Below are 22,667 nucleotides of genomic sequence, written 5' to 3'. Positions count from 1 at the left end.
CGGTCTGTAGATAAACTTAAAACAATTTCGGTAAACGATTAAACTTTGAGGATGAAACAGAAGTTGGGGCAGAGATGTGAATCCAGTTGCAAATGCCGGGCTGGTTTTTTGCTCCGGTTGCTTGCATTTTTTGCTTGGTTTTAATCGGTTTTTTGTTTTGCATTTGAGTGAAAAACCGGCTAAAAAGTCGGGAAAAGTTGATCGAATATCTATTCTGCTATTACCTTTGTTCAGAATAATTTTGTTTTCGAATTAGCGGAAGAATCATTTAATAGAAAAGATTATGGCAAACGACTGGAAAGACAGGCTGGGCATGGTGTATTCCACTAATCCTGATTTTAAGTTTGAAGCAGATGGAGAAGAGGAGGCGGAAACACTTTCTCCACAACAGCAAAAATTGATTGTAACCCTCGACCGAAAAAAAAGAAAAGGGAAAAGTGTAACTTTGGTTTCGGGTTATGTTGGGGCAGAAAACGATCTGAAAGAATTGGGTAAAATGCTGAAAAGCAAATGTGGAGTAGGAGGGAGTGTGAAAGATGGTGAGATTTTAATTCAGGGCGATTTTTGTGCGCGGGTAATGGATATTCTGAAACAGGAAGGTTACAAAGTGAAACGTTCGGGAGGATGATGCTTTTTGTGATGTCAGTAAAAAGTAAATAGAATGAAAAAGTTTTTTTTGATGGCAGGTGTTTTTTTGTTTTTGTTGGCCGGGTGCGGTCAGCAGGAAAAAGAAGTTTACCTGTTTTCGTTTTTCCAGGGCAATGGAGAAGATGGCCTGCACCTGGCTTATAGTTACGATGGATTGACATGGGAGGCGCTCAATAACAACCAGTCGTTTTTAACGCCACAAGTGGGTGGGGACAAGCTCATGCGCGACCCCTGTGTGATTTTGGGGCCTGATAAAAACTTTCATATGGTTTGGACGGTGAGCTGGAACGAAAAGGGGATTGGTTACGCCACGTCGCCCGATTTGATAAACTGGTCGGAACAAAAGTATATTCCGGTTATGAAGCACGAACCTGATGCTCGTAACTGTTGGGCGCCCGAGGTATTTTACGACGACAGCTCCTCGCAGTATATTATTTTTTGGTCAACTACCATTCCCGGGCGCTTCCCCGAAACAGAAAGTTCAGGCGACAACGGGTACAATCATCGCATGTATTACACAACTACCACTGATTTTGTGACGTTTAGTGAAACCAGTCTTTTGTATGATCGCGGATTTAACGTGATAGACGGAACACTGGCGAAGGAAAACGGGAAATACATTCTTTTTCTGAAAGATGAAACCCGTAATCCGCCAAAGAAAAATATTCGGATAGCCACCAGTACAGAACTGGCCGCAAATTACAGCAACCCGTCTGAACCCATTACCGGCAATTATTGGGCGGAGGGGCCCACTGCCGTTAAAATTGATGATTCGTGGGTGGTCTATTTCGATAAATACACAGAACACCGAATGGGAGCCGTTCGTTCTGCCGATTTGGTGAATTGGAACGATATTTCAGAAACAATACATTTTCCCGAAGGAACAAGGCACGGAACGGTTTTTAAAGCGCCAGAAAGCGTGTTGAAAAAATTAAAAGCAGTACAACTAAAATAAAAAAACATTGGCAGAAATAGGAAAAATAAATACCCTGAACCTGGTTCGCGAGACTGAAAACGGGGTGTATCTTGATGGCGAGAATTACGGGGAAATACTAATGCCCCGTAAATTTGTGACCGACGAGGTAAAAGAAGAAGGCCGGGCAACCGTTTTTGTTTATACCGATTCGGAAGACCGGTTGGTTGCAACAACAGAAGAGCCTCTGGCTAAAGTGGGTGAGTTTGCTTTTTTGAATGTAGCAGAAACAAATCGGTTCGGTGCCTTCCTCGACTGGGGGCTTCCTAAGGATTTGCTTGTGCCGTTGAGCGAGCAAAAAGCAAAAATGGTGGAAGGGAAACAGTACCTTGTTCATGTGTTTCTGGACGTTTTATCCAACCGTGTTGCCGCGTCGGCCAAAATAGACAAGTATTTGGATAATATTCCTCCCGAATATGAAATCGGAGAAGAAGTTGACCTGCTGGTTGCCGAGGAGACAGAAATCGGTTACAAAGCAATTGTGAACAACCAGCATTGGGGAATTCTATACAAGAATCAGGTTTTTCGACCGGTTGTTGTGGGCGAAAGAATAAGTGGCTACATCAGCAAAGTTCGTGAAGATGATAAGATCGATTTGCTGATGGAAAAACCGGGTTACGGGAAAATCGATGCTATTTCGCAAAAGCTGTTGGAAACGCTTCGGGAAAACCATGGATTTTTAGCCCTTTCCGATAAATCTTCACCAGAAGTTATTCAGGGACTTTTGGGCATCAGTAAAAAGAATTTTAAAAAAGCAGTAGGAAATCTCTATAAAAGACGGCTTATTGACTTTAAATCAGATGGAATAAAGCTAAAGTAGGTACTAGTGGAAGGTAAAACTTTTTTAACAAATGAATTTTTTTTTGAAAAAAGTGTATCTGGATTTGCCTGAAAAAAAATAAGTATTACTTTTGCACCCGCCTTTGAGAAACAAAGGTACCACAAGGATGACTCAGTAGCTCAGTTGGTAGAGCACATCCCTTTTAAGGATGGGGTCCTGGGTTCGAACCCCAGCTGAGTCACCAAACGAAAGCGCCGAGAATCATAGATTCAGAGCGCTTTTTGTTTTATATGCTTTTCTTTTAAAAAATTTGCAACCTCTGGGGGCTCACCTTAAAAAGCAGGTGGATTTAGTTTTTTAAGCAAAATTTTAGCTAGGGACAGTTTATTATTCGGGTTGTTTTTCATTCTAAGCTTATTTTATCATAAAATCATCGTCGTGGCCGGGCAATATTTTAAATTTCAAAGTACGCTTTTCAGATTTCCCAGTTGGTGCAATGAGTAATTTTCCTGCATTTGATTTATCAAAATATTCAAATACAATTTGTTCTCCAACCGGACTAATATCCACTTCATATTCAGTGAGGTTTTGCAAATTGGGTACATAAATAACTGTTGGTTCAGAACTTTCTGTTGATTCGTTCCATACACAGTAAAAGTCACCAGTTTCAAAATTATAATTGTAGGTAACCAAATCGCCCGAAATAAGCATTGGGAATGGCCTCACCACAGCCAATAAGAAATAAGGATCGTTTTCAATATTATTGTAATAGCACCAGTAGGTATTGCTAAAATTATGGCCTTCGAAGAGATTTACAACATGTTGTGCAGTTTCAATCAATTTAGGTGATTTTCCGTGAAAGGCTCCCCATTCGCCTACTAAAACAGGTATATTTAACCGTTTACCGGTTTTATTTATGCGGTCAAAAATAAACTCAACACGCTCATAACTTGGACTGTCAACATTTTTTGTGTCAACAACCAAATCGTATCCGTGTGCAGCATAGGCTACTAAAGGATCACGATTTCCATCGGGGAGTTTTGTTGGTTCAATTGCACTAGAGACACCCGTATTTGCGAAATAGCTGTGGTTTAAAAACAGAATGTGGCTTGTATCCACTTCGCGAATGGCATTGGCTACTTTTTGATACATATTTTGCAATTCGTTTTTTTCAAATGCTGCATTCACATCGTAAACTGCATCGACTACTTTCGAGAATCGCTCTTTGGTCGATATAAAATCGAGGGCTTCCATTCTTGATTCTTCTTCGCCCCACATTGCACTCAATTTTTCTGCTGATGGGGGTATTTGCCCGGTTTCTTCGGCAAAAAGCTTTGCGTAGGCTCCCAGCATCAGAGGCATAATCTGATTGGCCGAAGTTCCCATGAAAGGCTCATTCATAATGTCGTATCCAATTACTGTAGTATTGTTGGCATATCTTTTCGCCACGTGTTTCCACAAATTTGCGTAATGATCCTGCACCCCAACACCATCGGAAACGGGAGTGTTTTCCCAGAAATTATCGAATGCAGTTTGCACTGCCGGACTAATTAAGTATGAGTCGCTCCACACGGATCCGGTGTAATGCGGCTGGCCTTCATCAAGCGTGACCCAGTCTGGTGCTCCATCCGAATATTTGGAGCTGTATAAGTCCTGATGCATGTCCAGGAAAACATAGATTCCGTTGTTTGCGGCCCATTGAATGCGTTTATCAATTTCTTTCAAGTAATCTTCATTGTAAACTCCTGGTTCAGGTTCCAGTCCGTCCCAAATAATTCCCAGGCGAATACAGTTGAATCCCCATGTTTTAAACTGTTCAAAAATTTCTTCATTGTGCTGCGGCATGTAATTTTCCTCCGGATCTTTACTGATATAATTTGTACCGCTAAAAATAATTTCACGTCCGTTTGAATCAATAAATTTTTGACCTTCAATTTTAACAAAATCTTTCTCGGAGTGGTTGCTGTTTTCATTTTTGTTACAGGAAAAAAACAACAGCACAATTAATAGAGCAAGCGAATATTTTATAACCATGTTTGAAAATACATTTAAACTATTTTAATTATCAAATTACACAGGCATAAAACCGATACTTATCAAAAAAAACTAAAATGCATTGACGGCTTATTTTGAATAGCACGCAGTCTTATACTGAAATTTGAGTTTACAATGAAAACAACCGCCGGAAACTGAATCACGGCGGATTTTATATTTCATTTTTACCAATTATTATTTTGCATCGAAAGAAAGGGTAATCAGGTTCGATGGTTTGGATGGCGAATCGAGCACGCTGTGCAGGTAAATGGATACGACCATCCGGTCTTTGGTAATGTCGCGAATAATTGCGTTTGTGGCAAAGTCTTGAATTCCGATGTACCCACCATTTGTGAAGGTTAGAAAATCGGCACCGCTAAAGGTTACGGTTTTCGGTATGCCAGCAGCATTTTCGTCTTCATCAACTGCCTCAACAACTAAATCGGTATCTTCGGTTAAACTCCATGTTGCATTTGCCGGCACGGTAGTTTTTACCGAGAATATTCCGACAGGAGTAGTGATTACAATATTTCCTTCTCCTATAACTCCCGCACTATAAACCCAACCCGCAAGGTTGTTTCCGTCTACATTGTTTATTTTATAACTTCCGTCATGATAAAAAGTAAACTCGTTATCGTACTCGCTACCCAACCCAACCATGTCTAAAATATTGTCGGTTCCGGGCATAATATCGGTAGGAAAATTGCTGCTGAATGCTCCGGCTCCATCAATGCCGGGAGTTGCGGTACGACTTAAAATCCATGTTTTTCCCTTATCAGCAGCAGGTCCTCCCGAGAGCATTTCGGCCATTGATGCGGCTATGCTTACTTCTTTTGTGGCCATTGCAGTTCCGCCTTCGCCGGTTACCGTTACTTTTACGGAATAATCACCCGACTGTTTGTATGTGTGTACGGGATTTGCAACAGTGCTGTTTTCCCCGTCTCCAAAATCCCATAAATAGCTTGTTACATTTTGGTCGGTAGTCGTAAAATTAACGGTGTACTGGTCGTTTTCATCCACTTCAAAAAATATTTCTACGATTGGTGGATCCGCGTCTTCGGAACAAGAAAATATTGTTGCGGCAATGACTACCATTGCAAAAAAGGAATAAAATTTTGTTTTCATAATACTGGTTTTAAGAATTAAACAATTATTTATAATCTATTTTTGTTATCTCTGAACATCCCACCAAATTGGGGTTGAAATATTATCAGCGCCTTGTTCTGCAACGGCTTTCAGGTAGTTCTGGTTGTTTATATTTATTTCCGATGTAGGATATTTTAACCGGGTAGGAAGTAAACCATTTGTATCTCCAAGGGAGAACTCGGGGGCGGTACGTTTTTGTATTCGAGGGTAACCGGTGCGGCGAATGTTCGACCAGGCTTCCACCGGATTAGACATAAAGCTAATCCACATTTGAGTGCTAATTTGTTCCAGCATTTCTTCCTGCGATCCTTTTAGCGTTGCATTTTCTGCTTCAGTTAAATAGGCAACAATCTGATTGGGGGGCACTCCCCACTGTTCAAACGATTTTCGGATTCCCGTTTTGTAAAGTTCGTCGGCATCGCCCGGCACGAGATTAAACAGAGCAGCTTCGGCACGCAGGAACCAAATTTCGGCCGCAGCCATGAGATAGGTTGGAGCAGCTTTCCCCACCAACAGATCTGTGGGAGCCGAAATGTTGTCTGAGTTCCAGTTCAATAGATATTCATCACTCAATCCGTTAGGCAACCCAACAAATTCTCCATTGCTGTTGGGTTTTACAAAAAGTGGCAGTCTGGGGTCGTTGTTCGATTTCAAAAAATTAACCAAAAGTTCGCTCATGTTCCATTTCCAATATCCGTAATGAGAATATACAGGATTGCTAAACTCTTCAATATCGCTGTCTTGATTTTTATTTACCGCATTTTGGTCATTGTCTTCGATAAGATCATGCGCCAGACACTCGGTGATTACCTTTTTTGTGTAATCCGGATCGGCAAAACGCGCCCTTGTGGCTAAACGCAGGCGGAACGAATTTGCAAAACGCGCCCACTTTTTCATGTCATTATTGTAAAGCGGGTCAGCTCCGGGATAGCCAAGGGTTGGGTCGGCAGTATTCAGCAAAGCTGTAATCTCTTTTAACCGATCCATCATGTCTTTATAAATTGATTCAACGCTGTCGTATTCCGGATAAAGCACACCGGTTTGCCCAACGCCACCTTGTTTGTATGGAATGCTTCCAAATGAATCGGCCAATCGCGCATAATTAATCATTGATACAACTTGCGCCATCGCAAAACGAACTTCGTTTTCGGCTTCTCCACCGGGCTGGGTTACTCGCAGCACTTCTTCTACCAAACGAATTGACCCGTAAAAAAATCCTTCGAATACGTATTTGTACTCTACGCTTTCAAAATAATCGAAATATCGGTCGACAAACAGAGCGTTGTTTCCACCTGTGTAGATGTGGGCATATTGCGAGCCAAAAGGATATTGCAAAAACTTTTGACCATCTCCGCGGAAAGTTTCCAACACCGAATTGGCAAATAAATATTCATTGTCGATACTGGTTACGGAATTGGGATTGGTATTGATTTCTTCGAATTTATCGTCGCAATTTGTTGTAAAAAAAAGCATTAGAATTAATAGAAACCAACTATTCTTTGTGTTCATAATCATTTTCATTTTGGTTTAGAAATTAATTTTTAAGTTAACTCCATAACTCGATGTTGAAGGCAGCGACAGGTGTTCGATTCCGTTTCCGGTGCTTCCGCTGCTGTACCCTGATTCGGGGTCGATATCGCCCATTGCATTGTAAAGAAAAAACAGGTTGCGCCCTACCAGCGAGAAGTTTACATCGCTTACCGGTGCATTTTTAAGTAGTTTTGCAGGAACCGAATAGCCCAGAACTACTTCGCGCATGCGAATATTTGAAGCATCTAACAGCCACTCGGTGCCAATTTGTTTGTTGTATAAATTGTACCATCGGTTGGTAGGTCCAATAGCCACATCATTGGGCTTTCCGTTAGTTTCTTTTATTCCACTTTCTACAAATCCTCCAGTTCCGGCGGCCCATTCTTCTCGTCCTTCCAGGGTTTCGGTACTGGTGCCAAACAACGCGCGATACGATTTTCCCCAGGAGTAAATATCTCCACCTTTTTGCACATCAATTAAAAAGCCTAAACTAAAATTTTTGTAGGTTAAGCGATTAGTGATTCCTCCTATCCAGTCGGGGTTAATGTCGCCCATTGCTTTTCGTTCGCCTGCTTGTGCATATCCGTTTTTATCAATTAGTTTATTCCCAAAACTATCGCGTTTGTAATCGATAATGTATATTTGTCCGTAGGGTTGGTCGACGTGGGCTTCCATAGTCATGTGAAACTCCTCGGCAAGTAGCAAAAACTTCATGTTGCCGTACAATTCGCGCACAATTGAATTGTTTTTCGACCAGGTAAGTATTACATCCCAGTTAAAACCGTTTTTTGCAGAGACTAAATTTCCGTCCAATTTTAATTCTATGCCGGAATTTTCAATTTTCCCGGCATTCATTTTTTTGTTTTCATAGCCGGTTGATGGAGTTAAATCGACATTCATAATTTGGTTATCGGAAATGCTGTAATAATAGGTAGCATCTATCATGAACCGGTTGTTGAACAAGCTTAAATTTGTCCCCACTTCCCATGAGTATGTTTCTTCGGGTTTCAAATCGAAGTGAGGCAACTGGCCGCTTATGGTTGCCAGCGGAAATTCGGTTTGCGTTTGGGAGATATTGTAATACTGGTCGATTTGATAAGCTCCGGTATCGTTGCCTACCTTGGCATACGATGCCCTTAATTTTCCCATGTTGAGGATGTTGTTTTTAATTCCGAAAGCTTCGGTAAACAGGAAACTCAAATTCTCAGAATGGTAGAAGTAAGAATTGTTTTCTAAAGGAAGGGTTGATGACCAATCATTACGCGCGGTTATATCAAGGTAGAGAAATTTTTCAAATGATATTGACCCCAACACATAAGCCGAATACACGGCTTTTTGCGAATACCACTCGCTTGTTCCAAAATTTTTGTAATTCGAAATATTATAAAATTCAGGTACACGCTCTACGTTTCCCCATTGCGAAATGCTGTTTCCTTTATTGTACCGATAGTTTCCTCCGGCACTTAAATGAAAGCCAACATTATCAATATTGTTACTGTAAGTCAATAAAACATCTGAATTCCATTCAATGCCATTTCCTATATTTTGCGAAATGCGCCCCCGTCCGGTATTTAAGTCAGGTCTGCCGGCAGCTTCATGGCTTTTACTGTTCGAGTTAGAATAGTCAAAACCCGAACGTACCATAAAATCGAGGTTGGTTGCTAAATTCCAGTTCATTGAAAACATGGCTTGTAAACGGTTTTTTTCGTAGCTGTTTTTCATGTTTTCCAGAATCCAGTATGGATTGCTGAAAGTGTTGTCCACCGTCCATTTTTTTTCGTTACCGTATTCGTCAACAGTATTGTTTTGCAACGACTCCAAAGAAATTGAGCGAGGCAATATATTTAGTGCCTGCACAATATTTGCCCCGTCTTCAGAAAGATGGGGGCGATTTTCTACATTCGATCGGATATAAGTTATTTTTCCATCGAAACTAATTTTCTCTCCCATTTTTGAAGAGCCACGAAAATTTACGGTTTGCCTGTCCAAACCGTTGTTGGGCATAATTCCTTTTGAAACCTGGTTGGTAATTGACGCCCGAAACGAAGTCGTTTTGTTGCCACCATTAAAAGCTACCGAGTTGGTAAAAGTAGAGCCTGTTCTAAAAAACTCGTCATAAGGATTACCTTGTTGAACCAAAGTTGTTTCGTTGCCCATCCAATCTTTGACTTGCTGTCCCTCAATTTTTGGCCCGTAACTCCAAATCCAAGGATGGTCGAGCCGCGATCCATTCATGGCCGGATATTGTGTGAAAGCTCCCTGCGCGTAAGCGTATTGAAATTCTGGCGTAATCATCGGCGTTTCAACTGTATATCCCGATGAAACGGAAATGCCTATTCCTTTGCGGATTTTCCCTTTTTTCGTGGTTACCAAAATAACTCCGTTTGCCCCGCGCGAACCATAAGCTGCCGCTGCTCCCGCACCTTTCAATACGCTCATCGATTCAATATCTTCGGGGTTCAAATCAGAAAGTGCATCGCCACTATCGACTCCGCCCCACCTGCCTCCTCCACCGTAACCGGCATCCATCGGAATACCATCGATAACAAATAGTGGACGGTTGTTACCAAGCAGCGAGGCTACACCACGCAATATAACCCGCGATGAGCCATCTACACCGGTTGGTGCTTTTGTGATTTGCAACCCGGCAACTTTTCCGGCCAGCGAATTTATCGGGTTATTTTCCTTTGCCTGATTAATTTCATCTGCACTCACCTGGGTAATTGAATATCCCAACGAATTTTTGTCTCGTTCAATTGCCAGGGCCGTTACCACAATTTCGTCGATAGACTGAATGTCTTCAGTTAAAACCACATTTATTGTACGTTGCCCGTTTACCGAAAATTCTTGTGTGTTGAACCCTATAAATGAATATTGTAAAACCACATTTTCATTAGGTATTTCAATTGAATAATTCCCGCTAGCATCGGTAATAACTCCTTTAGAAGTTCCCTTGATAATTACGTTAACGCCGGGTAATCCTTCCTGTTCATCAGCAGAAGTGACCCTTCCTGAAACAATCCCGGGATGTTGTTCTTCGTTTGCTGGAACTACAACAATCAGTTTGTCTTCCATTTTCCTGAATGAAAGGTTGGTTTTAGATTCCAAAGCACCGATGATCTCGTCAATGGTGAAATTGCTTCCTTCCAAATTCATTTTCTTATCGAGGTCAACTAAATCATCACTGTAAAAAAAACGATAGCCACTTTCGTTTTGAATGACTTTAAACGTTTCTTTTAAAGTTGAATTTTGAATATTAATATTGAACTTTCCTTGTTGAGCGATAACCGGACCTGCTGTAAAAAAACAACATACCAGAAGCAGTAGTTTTACTTTCATAAGTTTTACCTTTCTAAAAATGTTCTGATTTTAAGCTATTTGTTCGTTTTTATTCCTTTAAACAGGATGTTTCTGTCATTAATTTCATAATCGATCTGCGCTGCAATACTAATGGCTTCAATTGCTTGTTCTACAGTCTCGTTTTGTAACGGACCCGAAAATTTAATTTTTTTGAGGGCTTCATTTTTAAATTGAATTTTTACATCGTATTTCCGTTCCAGTTTAATGGCTAAATTGGCCAGTGTTTCGCTCGAAATTAGTAGCGTACCTTCTTTCCACGAAGTAAAAGGAGATGGGTCAATGCCTTTGGAAATCATATAAGTAGGCTGCTTGTTTTCTTTTTTGGAGTTAGCCGTAATCATTTCATTTTCTATGTCTTCCTTTTCTGGTGCTGCAACGTTTGCCGAGGTTTTGTAATATACTACCCGTTGATTGGGTTCCAGCATTATTTCGTTTGATTTGTCCTTTTTTAACCCTGCTTTTTTTACGCCAATCCTACCTTCAACTAAAGTTGTTTCTACCGTGTTTTCTTCGGGATAAGACTTTACGTTAAATGAAGTACCATAGGCTTTTATGCTCAAATCGGATGCCTGTACAACAAACATTTTTTCTTTGTTTTTAGCCACTTCGAAGAAGGCTTCACCTGTTAGGAATATTTCGCGCTGTTTCTTGCCAAACTGATTTGAATAGCGGAGACGGCTTTCGGCATTTAACCATACGGTTGAACCATCGGGCAGTGCAATTTTTGATTGTGCGCCAGCCGGGGTGTTTATTTCCTGATATACTACATTACTGTTTTCGGTATTAAATACAGCATAAGCAATTGCTGCCGAAATAATCATTCCAAGTAAAAAAGTTGCTGCCATACGGGGCAGCCAATACATTAGGTTATTTTGCGGTCTAATTTGAGCTGACTTCTCTTTTTCAACCATTTGTGAAAACAGATTCCATTCTTTTTCAACGAGAATATTGTTGATTTTTCCGGAAGTGTTTGCAAGGCTCCACAACCTGCGAATTTCATTGAATTCCTTTACGTAGTCCGGGTTTCTTTTTAGCCATAGAATCAGATATTCTTCATCTGGTTTTGAAATATTTTTTTCTAAATATGAAAGATACAGCGATTTTATTTTTTCATTCATTACCTTGGGCTTTTAGATAGGGAAATCAAAAAAGATAAATCACTTACAAGGGAGCGGATTTTTTTTTATTTTTTTTATCGAGAAGTGAAGATGAAATAGTTGGACTCCCTTATCTGTCGTTTAAGTAGTGGCTCAGCTTGCTTCGCAGGAAAATAAGCGAACGATAAATTTGGGTTTCCACTGTTTTTGGTGAAATGTTTAGTTCCTCGGCGATTTCTTTATGTTTCATTTGCTGGAAGCGGCTCATGCGAAAAATAGCCTGACGTTGTTCCGGCATTTTACCAATCGCTTCTTCCAGGTCAGCCTGGAGGTCTTCATAAGAAATAGCTGAAATAATATCGTTGTTATCTGAAAAATCAACAATCACATTTTGCGAATCAAACAGTTCATCTAACCTCGATTTTCGTTTTTCGCGTTTGTTGTAATTCAATGCCCGGTTTTTTACTGCTTTGTACAAATAGGGTTTAACAAGGCTTTTATTTTTAAGTTTTTCGCTATTAGTCCAAAAATCGGCAAAAACATCATGCACTAAATCTTTTGAGGTATCGAAATCGCCTACAAACTTGGTAGCATATAAACATAATTCAGGGAAAAGTTCCTGAAATATTCCCCTAAATTCTTCAATTGTGACAGGCTTGTCTGTATTATTTCCATAAAGTCTTGAAAACCACATAGAAATATGCTTTTTGTTGGTTCGGCTGTAACTAACACCAAAAGAACTACTCTTCAATAGTAATTCATTTATTTTGGCAAGACAACAAAACCTTCAAAAAAATGCACTATCATGTCCTAAAACACGACGCTCATAAACACGCCAGACTAAACAATTTATGGCAACGGTGTAAGTTATGCAGAGCGCACTTTGCCTTGATTCATAAAGTAGTTTTGTCAGAACTTTTTTTCTATTTTTGTCCTATTATGCGTGGCAGTATTGGACTTACCCGGAAAGAAGAGCACAACGACGATTATTCCCTTTGGAAAAAATTAACCGAAGGAGATGACCTGGCTTTTTTTGCCGTTTACGATCAATATTATGATGCGCTGTATAATTATGGAATACGCTTTTCCCGTGACACGGACATGATAAAAGATTGTATTCATGATCTCTTTCTGGATTTGTACAAATACAGGTTTCGCCTCTCGCCAACAGACAACATCCGTTTTTACCTTTTTCGCTCGTTAAGACGGCTGATTCACAAACAGCATGGTAAAATAATTTCGGTTGTTGAAGATGAAAATCTTTTATTACAGAAGGATATTTCGGTATTGGCTTTTGAGGATGTGGTTATTGCCTCTGAAACAAAAGATGAAAACCAGAAAATACTGGATGAAGCAATGGCGGAGTTGTCGGATAAGCAGCGGGAAAGTCTGTCGTTAAAATTCGAGCAGAATTTTTCTTACAAAGAAATTGCAGATATTTTGGGAATATCTGTTGAATCAGCCCGCACTTCTGTCTACCGTGCCCTGAAAGACCTTCGGAAGGCGCTTAAAAAGAAAGGAATTTCGTCTTTTGTGCTGTTTCTTCTGCTTCGCAATAAAAACGGATAAATCCTGAAGTGGATGTGTGTTACCTCTTTATTTAGCTTTTTCCCGTGTGTGTGAAAGCAATCAAATTATTTTTGGAAAAAGAGTCACTTTTTTTGTCTATGTTTTTGCTCTTTTGCTCTTTCTTTAAGTAACAGGGCAAAATAAATGGATAAAAAGAAGAAAATAAAAGCATACGATATCTTATCCGAAGATAATTTCAGGATGGAGTCATTGTCGGATACGACGGAAAAGGCTGATAAAGAAGAAATCCAATTTGCCCGAATTATTTATTCCTACTTGTCAATTCGAAAAAGTGCATCACAAAAAGATGATAAAGAACAAATACGCAGTAGAATTCAGACTTCTTTAGGAAAAATACAGCATCGTAAAAGAAATTTGGTTGCAAAGTGGGCTGTAGCCGCTTCATTCTTTCTAGCGGTATTTTCTGCCTGGTTTCTTTATCATGAAAGTTCTAAAGGACGGATTGAAACCGCCGAGTTCGCACAAGCTTTGGAGCTTCTGGAACCCGACAGCGTGACAAGTCTCGTTCTTCACGGTGGAAAAAAAGTTTTGATACCTGAAACGGAGTCGCACATAGCGTACGATAAAAAAGGAGAGCGGATTGTTATTGATACAACCCGGGAAATTTCTCAGCAAGTTGCCCCCAAAGAAGAAGCCTACAACACGCTGGTTGTGCCATACGGAAAACGAACACGGCTAACATTATCTGACGGAACACAAGTGTGGTTAAATTCAGGAACGAAAATGGTTTATCCGGCAAATCTCACTCAAAAAAGGAAGGTCTATATTGAAGGAGAAGCAGTATTTGAAGTTACACATTCAGAAAATCATCCTTTCTATGTCGCTACCAAAGATTTTGAGATTAAAGTTTTGGGGACGGTTTTCAATGTAAGCGCATATGCTGATGATAAAGCTTCCAGTGCAATTTTGGAAAGAGGGAAAATAGAACTTACCGCAGATAAAGAGTCCTTCTTAAAAAAGGGAAAATTAACAATCTCTCCCGGAACCATGGCAGTTTTTGATACGGCGAAACGAGTTTTTTCTCAGCAGCAGGTCGATGCAGCGGATTATATGTCGTGGCGAGATGGATACTTTATATTGAAAAACGAGCCATTGGCAAATATTGTAAAACGACTGGAACGATATTATAATGTTGAAATCGTGATTGAAAGTGCAGAATTAATGGGAGAGTCATTTTCCGGAAACTTGAACTTTAGGAACACTCCGGAAGAGGTTCTTAGAATTATATCAGTAACTACACCATTTAAAATACGACACGAAGAAGAGAAGCTAATTATTAACCTAAACTAATCCTGCCTATGTAAAAAATCAAGTTATGCTATCTAAAAATAGCTTGCAGATGTTGGTACCATCTGCAAGCTTGAACATTAATTAACATCGCCCATAGGCGATATTTATTAAATTAAAATCAAACAAATTTATGAAAAAAAGTAAAACGGGATACCTTGTTTTTCTTAAACGATTAACAGGTATACATTTTTTTAAAGTTATGAGGGTGACAGTTTTTCTCATACTATTAGGGGTAAGTAATGTTTTTGCAAGTTCAACTTATTCACAAAGTACGAAATTTACCTTTCATTTAAAAAATATTTCCTTAGATCAACTTTTTGAGGAAATTCAAAATAACAGTGAGTTTAATATTTTTTACAAAAATAGCCAGGTAGATAAAAACCTAAGGGTTGATATTGCTGCGAGTGAAGCCTCAGTTGAAAGTATTTTAACCCAAGCATTTGAAGAAATAAATCTTGACTTCAAAATTCTTGATCGCCAGATAGTTATTTTTTCAAAACAAAACTCACCAGAAGAAATAGAAGCAGAAGAACTGAACCAAGTCCAACCCCAACAAAAAACAGTTTCTGGGAAAGTAACAGACTCAAATGGGCAGACGCTGCCTGGCGTTACAATTATTGTTGCCGGCACAACTGTTGGGACAGTAACCGATCCTGATGGACAATTCAGTCTTTCTGTGCCAGATGATGCTCGTACACTCAAATTTTCGTTTGTTGGTATGAAGGCGAAGGAGATCGAAGTTGGAAATCAAACAATTTTCAATGTGGTAATGAATGAAGAAGCCATAGGATTGGAAGAGGTTGTAGCAATTGGGTACGGAGTGCAGAGCAAACGCGAAATTGTTGGGTCGATATCAAAGGTCGGATCCGAAGATATTGCAGGGAAACAGATCGTATCGTTTGAACAGGCTCTACAAGGACAAGCTGCCGGTGTTAATGTTACACAAGGAACCGGAATGGCTGGTTCGGGCTCAGTGGTTCGCATCCGTGGGATTGCCTCTATTAATGCATCTGGCGATCCTTTGTATGTTGTCGACGGAATTCCAATTTCGCAGGATATGTTTAGCTTGAATGCTACTACCTGGGGAATGAATCCTAATCCTTTATCATCAATCAACCCAAACGATATCGAATCAATTGAAGTGCTAAAAGATGCCGCAGCTTGTGGAATTTACGGATCGCGAGGATCGAACGGGGTTATTATAATTACTACAAAAAAAGCCAAGGGCTCGAAGTTAGAAATTAATTTCAGTACCAAACATGGTTTGAGTACTCCGACAAAAGATCCAAATGTTGTAGGAACCGAAGATTGGATGCAAATGTACCAGGAAGCCTGGGAAAACGACGGAAATACCGGGGTGCCCCAAAACTTACCGGGAAATCTCACCTGGGAGCAGGCGAAACAAAACAACACCGATTGGTGGAAAGAAATTACTCATGTTGGATACAAAAAGGAATATAACCTGTCTGCAAGTTTCGGTATAAGTAATAAGTTAAAAGCATACGTTAGCGGCTCTTATAATAATAACGAGTCGTACATAAAACACAATGCATTTGAACGTTACACCGGAAAGATTAATCTCAGTTACAATCCGTCGCCGAAACTTAATCTTGCAGTATCAACTATGTTGGCCAACACAAAAACCGATTTGGTAGGTGATCCATGGTCGGGAGGTACCGGTGCTGCCATGGGGACTGCACTACCAATTTATCCTATCTACAATGAAGATGAAACTTATTTTAAGGGTGCAGGAAATGATGCAAATCCTTTGATGGTTAGCGAATTAATGGATGTTTATAACGATGAAACAAGAACTATAAATAGCCTGTCTCTGAATTATGCTCCATTCAAAAAATTGAGTTTTTCCTTTAATGGTGCTGTTGATTACCTGAAATTCTTAAACAATGGATTTGAGAATAAATACCTGAGAAGCGTGAATGGGGATTATACCTGGAATTCCAGAACAAATATTCTCAACTACAACTACAATATAATCGCAAACTACAATACTACCATTGGTGAAAACGAATTTGTTTTCATGCTTGGAAACGAAATGCAATATTCGAAAACCACTGGTGAAAGAAACGAATATGATTATGATCCGGAGAGTTCAAACCCGGAAAACATAATTGATTACGGAATCCAGGAATGGCGTTTCTTAAGCTGCTTTGGTCGTATAAATTACAAATATAAAGACAGGTATATTGCACAGGCATCCTTAAGGTTCGACGGCTCTTCGCGCTTTGGTGCCAACAATAAATTCGGAACCTTTCCTACGCTTGCTTTGGGATGGATTGCAAGTGAAGAAGAATTTGTTAAAAATATTATCAGTGAGGATATTCTGAGCTTTTTAAAATTTAAGGCCAGCTATGGATACACAGGGAACTCTGATATTCCAAATTATGAACACATTGGAACTTACGTTACACCAACAAGCAATAGCTCGTATTACAATGATATGGCCGTTCGCTATCCCAGCAAATACTCGAATCCTGATTTAAAATGGGAGATCACCAAAAATCTTGATCTGGCAATAGAAACCCAATTATGGGGAGGAAGAGTGGCAGCTGAAGTCGCCTATTTCCTGAAAAACTCGGAAGATGTCTTTATCAATGTAAGTGTTTCTCAAACCACAGGATATCGGGAACAGTGGAAGAATATTGCCAAAATAAGGAACGAAGGATTGGAATTCAACATTACTACCAGAAATATAGTAGGGAATTCACCGGGTGATTTTAGATGGACTACCAAATTCAATATTGCTACAATTGACAACGAAGTTGCCGATTTGGGAGGACTCACTTCCCAGGAAATTGGTGGCGGTGCAAACGATACACGAATTATGTTGGGTTATCCGATAGGAACGATGCGGATGGTACGCTTCTCAAGAATTGATTCCGAAGATGGACGTCCCATTTATCTGGATAGAGAAGGAAACGAAACCAAAACCTACATCTTTGCGGGTGAGAATGGCTACGCAATGCCAGCAGGAAAACTGATTCCTGATTTTACCGGAGGTGTTACAAACACTTTCGAATACAAAGGTTTTTCGTTGAGCGCATTGTTTACATTTAGTTATGGTGCACAACTGTACGATGCAGCTGCAAAACGACAAATGACATTGATGTCGAACTGGAATTTCAGAACTGATGGATTTGACCGTTGGCAAAACCCGGGAGATGATGCAAAGTACCCAAGATTAACGCTTGATGGAAACAATTGGGGAGCATCAGAACAATGGTTTAATACCAGCATGTGGATATATGATGCATCTTATATCAGATTGAAGAATTTGCGTTTTGCTTACGATCTCCCTTCTAGGTTTCTGAATAAATTACACCTTTCTTCAGGACAAATCTCAATTACAGGAACAAACCTTCTTACGTTTACAAACTTTCCGGGAATCGATCCTGAAGTAGCCAGGGATTTTAATGATGCCCGGGATAGGAATATGAGTCCGAATGCTACTTATCTGACTGTTCCGCAAGAAAAAATATATTCACTGGGACTTAACATTTCATTTTAAAACGATCAAACATGAAAAATAATAAATTCATATTTATACTTATCGTCATCGGACTCTTGCTTACAGCCTGTGAAAGTCTGTTAGAAATAGATCCTACAAGCAGTGAAGAAATACTTGCCACCGATGCACTACAAACTGAAAGTGATATTGAAGAACTTTTAAATTCGGCATACGATGCACTTTCTGGTATTTACGGAGGAACTTTCCAGCGCTCGGGAGATTTGCTTGGCGACGACTTAACCTTTAAACCAGGGGTAACCAGCAACTTGGTGAATATTTACAATCGCTTCTCTACCGTATACTTTACCGATCATGATACCTATTCAAACTCGTATATAAGTATTATGAGAGCAAATACTGTTCTTGAAAATATAGATGACATTCCAATGTCAGAAGACACAAGGAAGGAGCTAAAAGCAGAGTGTTACTTTATCCGGGCAATATGTCACTTTGCTCTTGTCCGCCTCTATTCGCAGCCATACGGTTATAAAATAGATAATTCGCACAAAGGAATTGTGTTAAAAACAAATACGAAAATCGAATTATTGGCAAGAAATACAGTAGAAGAAGTTTATACTCTTATCGAAAGTGACTTGAAAACTGCTGAAAGTGATTTACCTGCTTCTAACTCTGATTTTGCAAGAGCAACAACATGGGCTGCAAAGGCGTTCTTAGCGCAGTTGTACTTTCAAAAACACGACTATGACAAGGCTTTTTCGATGGCAAATGATGTGGTAACCAATTCTGGCTTACAGCCTGATCCCTCACATCTTCAGCGCTTTTTATCGACAAGCGAAACAGTCGGCTCTGAAGTTTATGAGCCTTCGTCGGAAGTACTCTTTAAACTGGTATCAAGCCCGGGAAGAAACAAAGCTGTAGGTGGATATTTCGATGAATATAGGGCTGATGCAACAAATATTCCGAACATTCGAATTGATCCTGACGTGTATTATGATATAATTTCAGCAAACAGTCAGGACAAAAGGGTTGCTCTATGGTACGAAATTTTTAATGCCAATCAGGACAATGAATATGTCGCATGTACTAAATACAACAAGTCGTTTAAGAATATTCCCTTGGCTTTTATTACCGAGCAGAAATTTATCAGGGCCGAATCGGCTTTGCTCAAACCTGTTGTCAATAAGGCAATTGCAATAGAGGATCTTGACGATATCAGGGAAAGAGCCTTCGGTGATAACAGTCGTAATGTCAACTCTGATATTTCTGAAGAAAACCTGCTCATCGCTATTCAAAAAGAAAAAAGGCTTGAGCTAATGTGTGAAGGGTTTCGCACGCAAGATCTTAAAAGAAGAGGTTCGGGTGGAGAAGATGGCCTTATGGTAAGAGGTGTATCATGGGATTATCCCGGGATGGTATTACAAATTACTGCATCAGAGGCAAACGAGTTGTTCGAATTGAATGAAGAACCTCAATAATTGTCCAATTCTATATTAATTCAGAAATAAAGAAAAAAGACTTATGAAAAAGTTAATTATATATATTCCCATATTGCTTTTTATCCTTTCATGCGCCGATGACATTCCTGAAATAGGAGAGAGAGTAAACCGTAAAGAACAGATTGTTGGTACCTGGCAATTGGAGAAATTTATTCAAACCGACTTGAAAGCCAAAGCCAACGCTTATCCTGATTTTGCAACACAGAAAGACCTTACATATATTTTTGAGAATAGTCCTTACACCGACTTCTCAATCACGTTCAATGCTGACGGAACATTCTCAACTGATACCGGAAATTCTTTTGTCGATATGATCGAAGATGGTAACTGGTCTTTTAACAGCGAAGAAGCACCAAGCGAAATCCTCTTAAGTAATGGTTCCGAAAACCAAATAATTGTTATCGGAAGTTTTGCGAATATCATATACGATAAGATCGAGTTTAAGGTTGTTAAAGCTGATGCGATCTCTCAAAAGGAAAAAATAAACTACACCTACTACTTAAGCAAAATATAATATTATGAAAAAAATAGTAACAATTATATGGATACTATGCCTTTATCTTAGCGCATATTCGCAGAAACCTACTTTGAAAACTGTCCCGGCCGATGTTGATGCATTGACTGAAAATGTAACGCTGCTTTTTGATGTTACGGGTACTAGCCTTGAAGGGTTGACAGACCTTTACATATGGTCATGGTGTAACGATATTAAATCGGGGCCTACTGAAATGAAACTTTGTTACAACGGAAACTCTGCTGATTGGTCAAATGTTTCCGAAAATGCGAAACTGAATCATGTTGAGGCAAATATTTTTGAGATACAGTTGCCAATTACCGTTACTCGAGACGAAGGACAAGTAACATATTCGACAATAGCCGATTTGTTTGGGTTCACCGAAAATCCAGGAGGAATTAAGGCTTTTGGATTTCTGATCCGTGATAAAGCCGGTAATACCCAAGCTTCGGGTGACGATTTCTCCCTCACTCCATTGGTTTTTGAGGAGAGCTTGTTCCGGACTTTTCCCACCTCTGTTTCAAATACTGATGTAATTACAGTATTCTACAATATGAATCTATCTACCGACTACAAAATGTTAAGTGCCAAAGATATTAGCGCAACTATCGTTTTGATGGATGATAATAGCAATATTCTGATTAAGGTAGAAAACATTATGTGTGTTGAAGAAAGAGATAATGAGTTTTCCTGTACCTTCCTTGCTCAAAAGCTAGGTGATCTTTCGGCTGGGAAATCAATAGAAGACGTGGTTGAGATGGTTGTCACTTTTACTGGAATCATAGAAACAAATGGAATTCAGGATAGGATCGAAAGTGAAGCTTTCTCAAAAAGTTTCTCTGTTTTTGAATAGTAACCAAGATACATTCTTAAAACTAAGTTTATGAAAAATTTAAATCAATATATACTGATGATGTTCATCGTTTTATTCACGGCTTGTGCAAAAGACCTTGATTTTTTTGATGTCAATGGCGAAAAAATGCTAAATTTCCAGCTAATAAGCCCTGCTACAAACGATTCTCTAATTTTAAACTTGGGAACTCCAAACGAATCGATTGATTTCGACTGGGAAGCGACAACTTCAGGATTAGGAAGTGCGATCACTTATACTATACTTTTTGACAATGTTGACGGTGATTTTTCCAATCCAGTATTTTCAAAAGAATCGAATAGCAATGGAAGTACAAACGTAGCTTCGCTAACACACCAGGAGTTACACGATCTTGCCACATCAATAAGTTCGAACGATGGATTTGCTGCAGCAGCCTGGACTGTTTTTGCAAATAATGGTTCGCCAAATATCGTAAGTGCTCGGGTCAAGCACACAATCCTGATCTCGACCAGTTCAAATGGCGTTTCTAAAAATGAGTTGATCTTTCCTGTCGATAACAGCTATATGCTTATTGATGGCAACAACGCCACTGAAGAATATATTTTCAGTTGGGAGAAGGCCAGCGCGACCAACGAAAATGAGGACGTAAAATACCAGGTGCTAATCGATGAAGTTACCGGTGATTTTTCGAAGCCAGTAATCTCGATTCTGTCTAATAATTCGGGACTCGATAACAAAGTCACTAAAACCCATGAAGAATGGTACCAACTTTTCGACAAAGAAGAGTACAGCTATGGTTCTTTTAAGTGGACGGTGCGAGCTTTTACCAATAGTATTTCAGTTGAATATCCGAGCAATGTTTTTTGTTTTGAAACCAGTAATTGGATCTTACCTCTTTACATTGTGGGCGATGCCATTGCGGATATCGAAGGAAGCAGCGGCTGGTTAATCGACCAGGCAATTTTGTTAAATGGATTATCGGCAAAAGTAAATGCCGGGGTTGTTAATTTTAGGAATGACAGAAACAACGCCGAGTTCAAATTCTTTCCGAATATCGGCAGTTGGGACAATGGAATTGCAGCTACCGAGGATCTGAAATATATTGGCAACTGCAGTCAGGGGGACGGCGGTAATTTCAATTACACGGGCGATAATGCGACAAATGTTGTGTATGTCAACCTCAATGGGAAAATGGTAACAGTTACCGATGAGATTTATTTGATAGGTGGGTCGACGGTTGCCGATGGCGACATGGACAAAGCAATACCTTTCACTTATATTGGCGACAACACTTATCAGGTATTTTCTTATATCACCACTGACAGTTGGGGCTACAAGTTTTTACCAACCCGCAGTTGGGATGGTGGTTGGGGATTAACCGAAGGGACTTCGGATAAAATTACTCAGAACAATGCCCAAGACCTTAAGGTTAATGAAGACGGTTTTTACCGGGTTGCCATCAATTTCTCAGACGGTACAACGCAAACCGAAAAAACAGACTGGGGCCTAATTGGTTCGGCAACTGCTGGTGGCTGGGATACCGACCAAAACATGACACTTCTTCCGCTGAGTGGTGATCAATATAAAGGAACCTACACCTGGGAGATCACAACCGATCTCACTGAAGGCTTAATTAAGTTTCGTGCCAACGATGATTGGGCAGTGAATTTTGGAGATACGAATGCCGACGGTTCTCTTGAACTTGGTGGTTCTGATATTAATGTTTCTGAGGCTGGAAATTATACCATTCGTTTGCTGCTTGCCCCGGTCGGATACACTTATTCAATGACCAAGAATTAAATGATAAACCGATGATAAATTTTTTATTGCAAGAACATTTTATTTCACTGAAATATCCAATAAACCAACAAAATCAATGAAGTAATGTA

16 protein-coding genes and 1 tRNA gene are annotated in these 22,667 nt (G+C 39.7%); 11 read left to right on the top strand and 6 right to left on the bottom strand.

The genetic code is table 11. From position 1 onward, the window contains the following. Positions 1–283 precede the first annotated feature (283 nt). From BUB08_RS06265 to BUB08_RS06250, 4 genes are all read left to right on the top strand, one after another. Positions 284–628, top strand: coding sequence for a translation initiation factor (locus BUB08_RS06265; protein ID WP_072999991.1), 345 nt, complete (start codon positions 284–286; stop codon positions 626–628). A 33-nt stretch (positions 629–661) separates the two neighbouring features. Further along, positions 662–1,603: a glycoside hydrolase family 43 protein gene (locus BUB08_RS06260; protein ID WP_072999989.1), complete on the top strand. Its 942-nt coding sequence runs from the start codon at positions 662–664 to the stop codon at positions 1,601–1,603. Positions 1,604–1,610: 7 nt separating this feature from the next. Next, positions 1,611–2,441, top strand: a complete 831-nt coding sequence (locus BUB08_RS06255; protein WP_072999988.1) for a CvfB family protein — start codon at positions 1,611–1,613, stop codon at positions 2,439–2,441. Between the two features lie 129 nt (positions 2,442–2,570). Then, positions 2,571–2,646 (top strand) — tRNA-Lys (locus BUB08_RS06250). Positions 2,647–2,816: 170 nt separating this feature from the next. Here the strand turns inward: BUB08_RS06250 and BUB08_RS06245 are convergent. The 6 genes from BUB08_RS06245 to BUB08_RS06220 form a co-directional block, all read right to left on the bottom strand. Continuing rightward, positions 2,817–4,436, bottom strand: a complete 1,620-nt coding sequence (locus BUB08_RS06245) for a cellulase family glycosylhydrolase (protein ID WP_072999986.1) — start codon at positions 4,434–4,436, stop codon at positions 2,817–2,819. Positions 4,437–4,631: 195 nt separating this feature from the next. Continuing rightward, complete coding sequence (locus BUB08_RS06240; RefSeq protein WP_072999985.1) at positions 4,632–5,561, bottom strand: PKD domain-containing protein; 930 nt, start codon at positions 5,559–5,561, stop codon at positions 4,632–4,634. 45 nt (positions 5,562–5,606) lie between these two features. Next, the gene (locus tag BUB08_RS06235; protein WP_175549962.1) at positions 5,607–7,091 is read right to left on the bottom strand and encodes a SusD/RagB family nutrient-binding outer membrane lipoprotein; all 1,485 of its coding nucleotides are present in this window, start codon (positions 7,089–7,091) and stop codon (positions 5,607–5,609) included. Between the two features lie 18 nt (positions 7,092–7,109). Beyond that, positions 7,110–10,451 carry a SusC/RagA family TonB-linked outer membrane protein gene (locus BUB08_RS06230; RefSeq protein WP_072999981.1) on the bottom strand — a complete coding sequence of 1,114 codons (3,342 nt, stop codon included), beginning with the start codon at positions 10,449–10,451 and terminating at the stop codon, positions 7,110–7,112. Positions 10,452–10,486: 35 nt separating this feature from the next. Continuing rightward, positions 10,487–11,590, bottom strand: a complete 1,104-nt coding sequence (locus BUB08_RS06225) for a FecR family protein (protein ID WP_072999979.1) — start codon at positions 11,588–11,590, stop codon at positions 10,487–10,489. A gap of 109 nt (positions 11,591–11,699) precedes the next feature. Further along, the gene (locus BUB08_RS06220) at positions 11,700–12,263 is read right to left on the bottom strand and encodes an RNA polymerase sigma-70 factor (protein ID WP_072999977.1); all 564 of its coding nucleotides are present in this window, start codon (positions 12,261–12,263) and stop codon (positions 11,700–11,702) included. A gap of 245 nt (positions 12,264–12,508) precedes the next feature. On the opposite strand from BUB08_RS06220, the gene BUB08_RS06215 reads away from it, so the two are divergent. The 7 genes from BUB08_RS06215 to BUB08_RS06185 all read left to right on the top strand — a co-directional run bounded on the left by BUB08_RS06215 (position 12,509) and on the right by BUB08_RS06185 (position 22,578). Then, on the top strand, positions 12,509–13,138 hold the full coding sequence (locus BUB08_RS06215; RefSeq protein ID WP_072999975.1) for an RNA polymerase sigma factor: 630 nt from the start codon (positions 12,509–12,511) through the stop codon (positions 13,136–13,138). Between the two features lie 144 nt (positions 13,139–13,282). Next, positions 13,283–14,449 (top strand): FecR family protein, encoded by a 1,167-nt coding sequence (locus BUB08_RS06210; RefSeq protein WP_072999973.1) that lies wholly within the window; start codon positions 13,283–13,285, stop codon positions 14,447–14,449. Positions 14,450–14,579: 130 nt separating this feature from the next. Continuing rightward, positions 14,580–17,975, top strand: a complete 3,396-nt coding sequence (locus BUB08_RS06205) for a SusC/RagA family TonB-linked outer membrane protein (protein ID WP_072999972.1) — start codon at positions 14,580–14,582, stop codon at positions 17,973–17,975. 11 nt (positions 17,976–17,986) lie between these two features. Then, on the top strand, positions 17,987–19,411 hold the full coding sequence (locus BUB08_RS06200; RefSeq protein ID WP_072999970.1) for a RagB/SusD family nutrient uptake outer membrane protein: 1,425 nt from the start codon (positions 17,987–17,989) through the stop codon (positions 19,409–19,411). A gap of 43 nt (positions 19,412–19,454) precedes the next feature. After that, positions 19,455–19,946, top strand: a complete 492-nt coding sequence (locus BUB08_RS06195; RefSeq protein WP_072999968.1) for a DUF5004 domain-containing protein — start codon at positions 19,455–19,457, stop codon at positions 19,944–19,946. A gap of 4 nt (positions 19,947–19,950) precedes the next feature. Beyond that, positions 19,951–20,799 (top strand): hypothetical protein, encoded by an 849-nt coding sequence (locus BUB08_RS06190; protein WP_139249630.1) that lies wholly within the window; start codon positions 19,951–19,953, stop codon positions 20,797–20,799. 30 nt (positions 20,800–20,829) lie between these two features. Then, positions 20,830–22,578, top strand: coding sequence for a SusE domain-containing protein (locus tag BUB08_RS06185; RefSeq protein ID WP_072999965.1), 1,749 nt, complete (start codon positions 20,830–20,832; stop codon positions 22,576–22,578). The last annotated feature ends 89 nt before the right edge of the window (positions 22,579–22,667 follow it).

Source organism: Mariniphaga anaerophila (genome assembly GCF_900129025.1).
Classification (GTDB): domain Bacteria; phylum Bacteroidota; class Bacteroidia; order Bacteroidales; family Prolixibacteraceae; genus Mariniphaga; species Mariniphaga anaerophila.
This window is presented reverse-complemented; position numbering and strand designations above follow the sequence as displayed.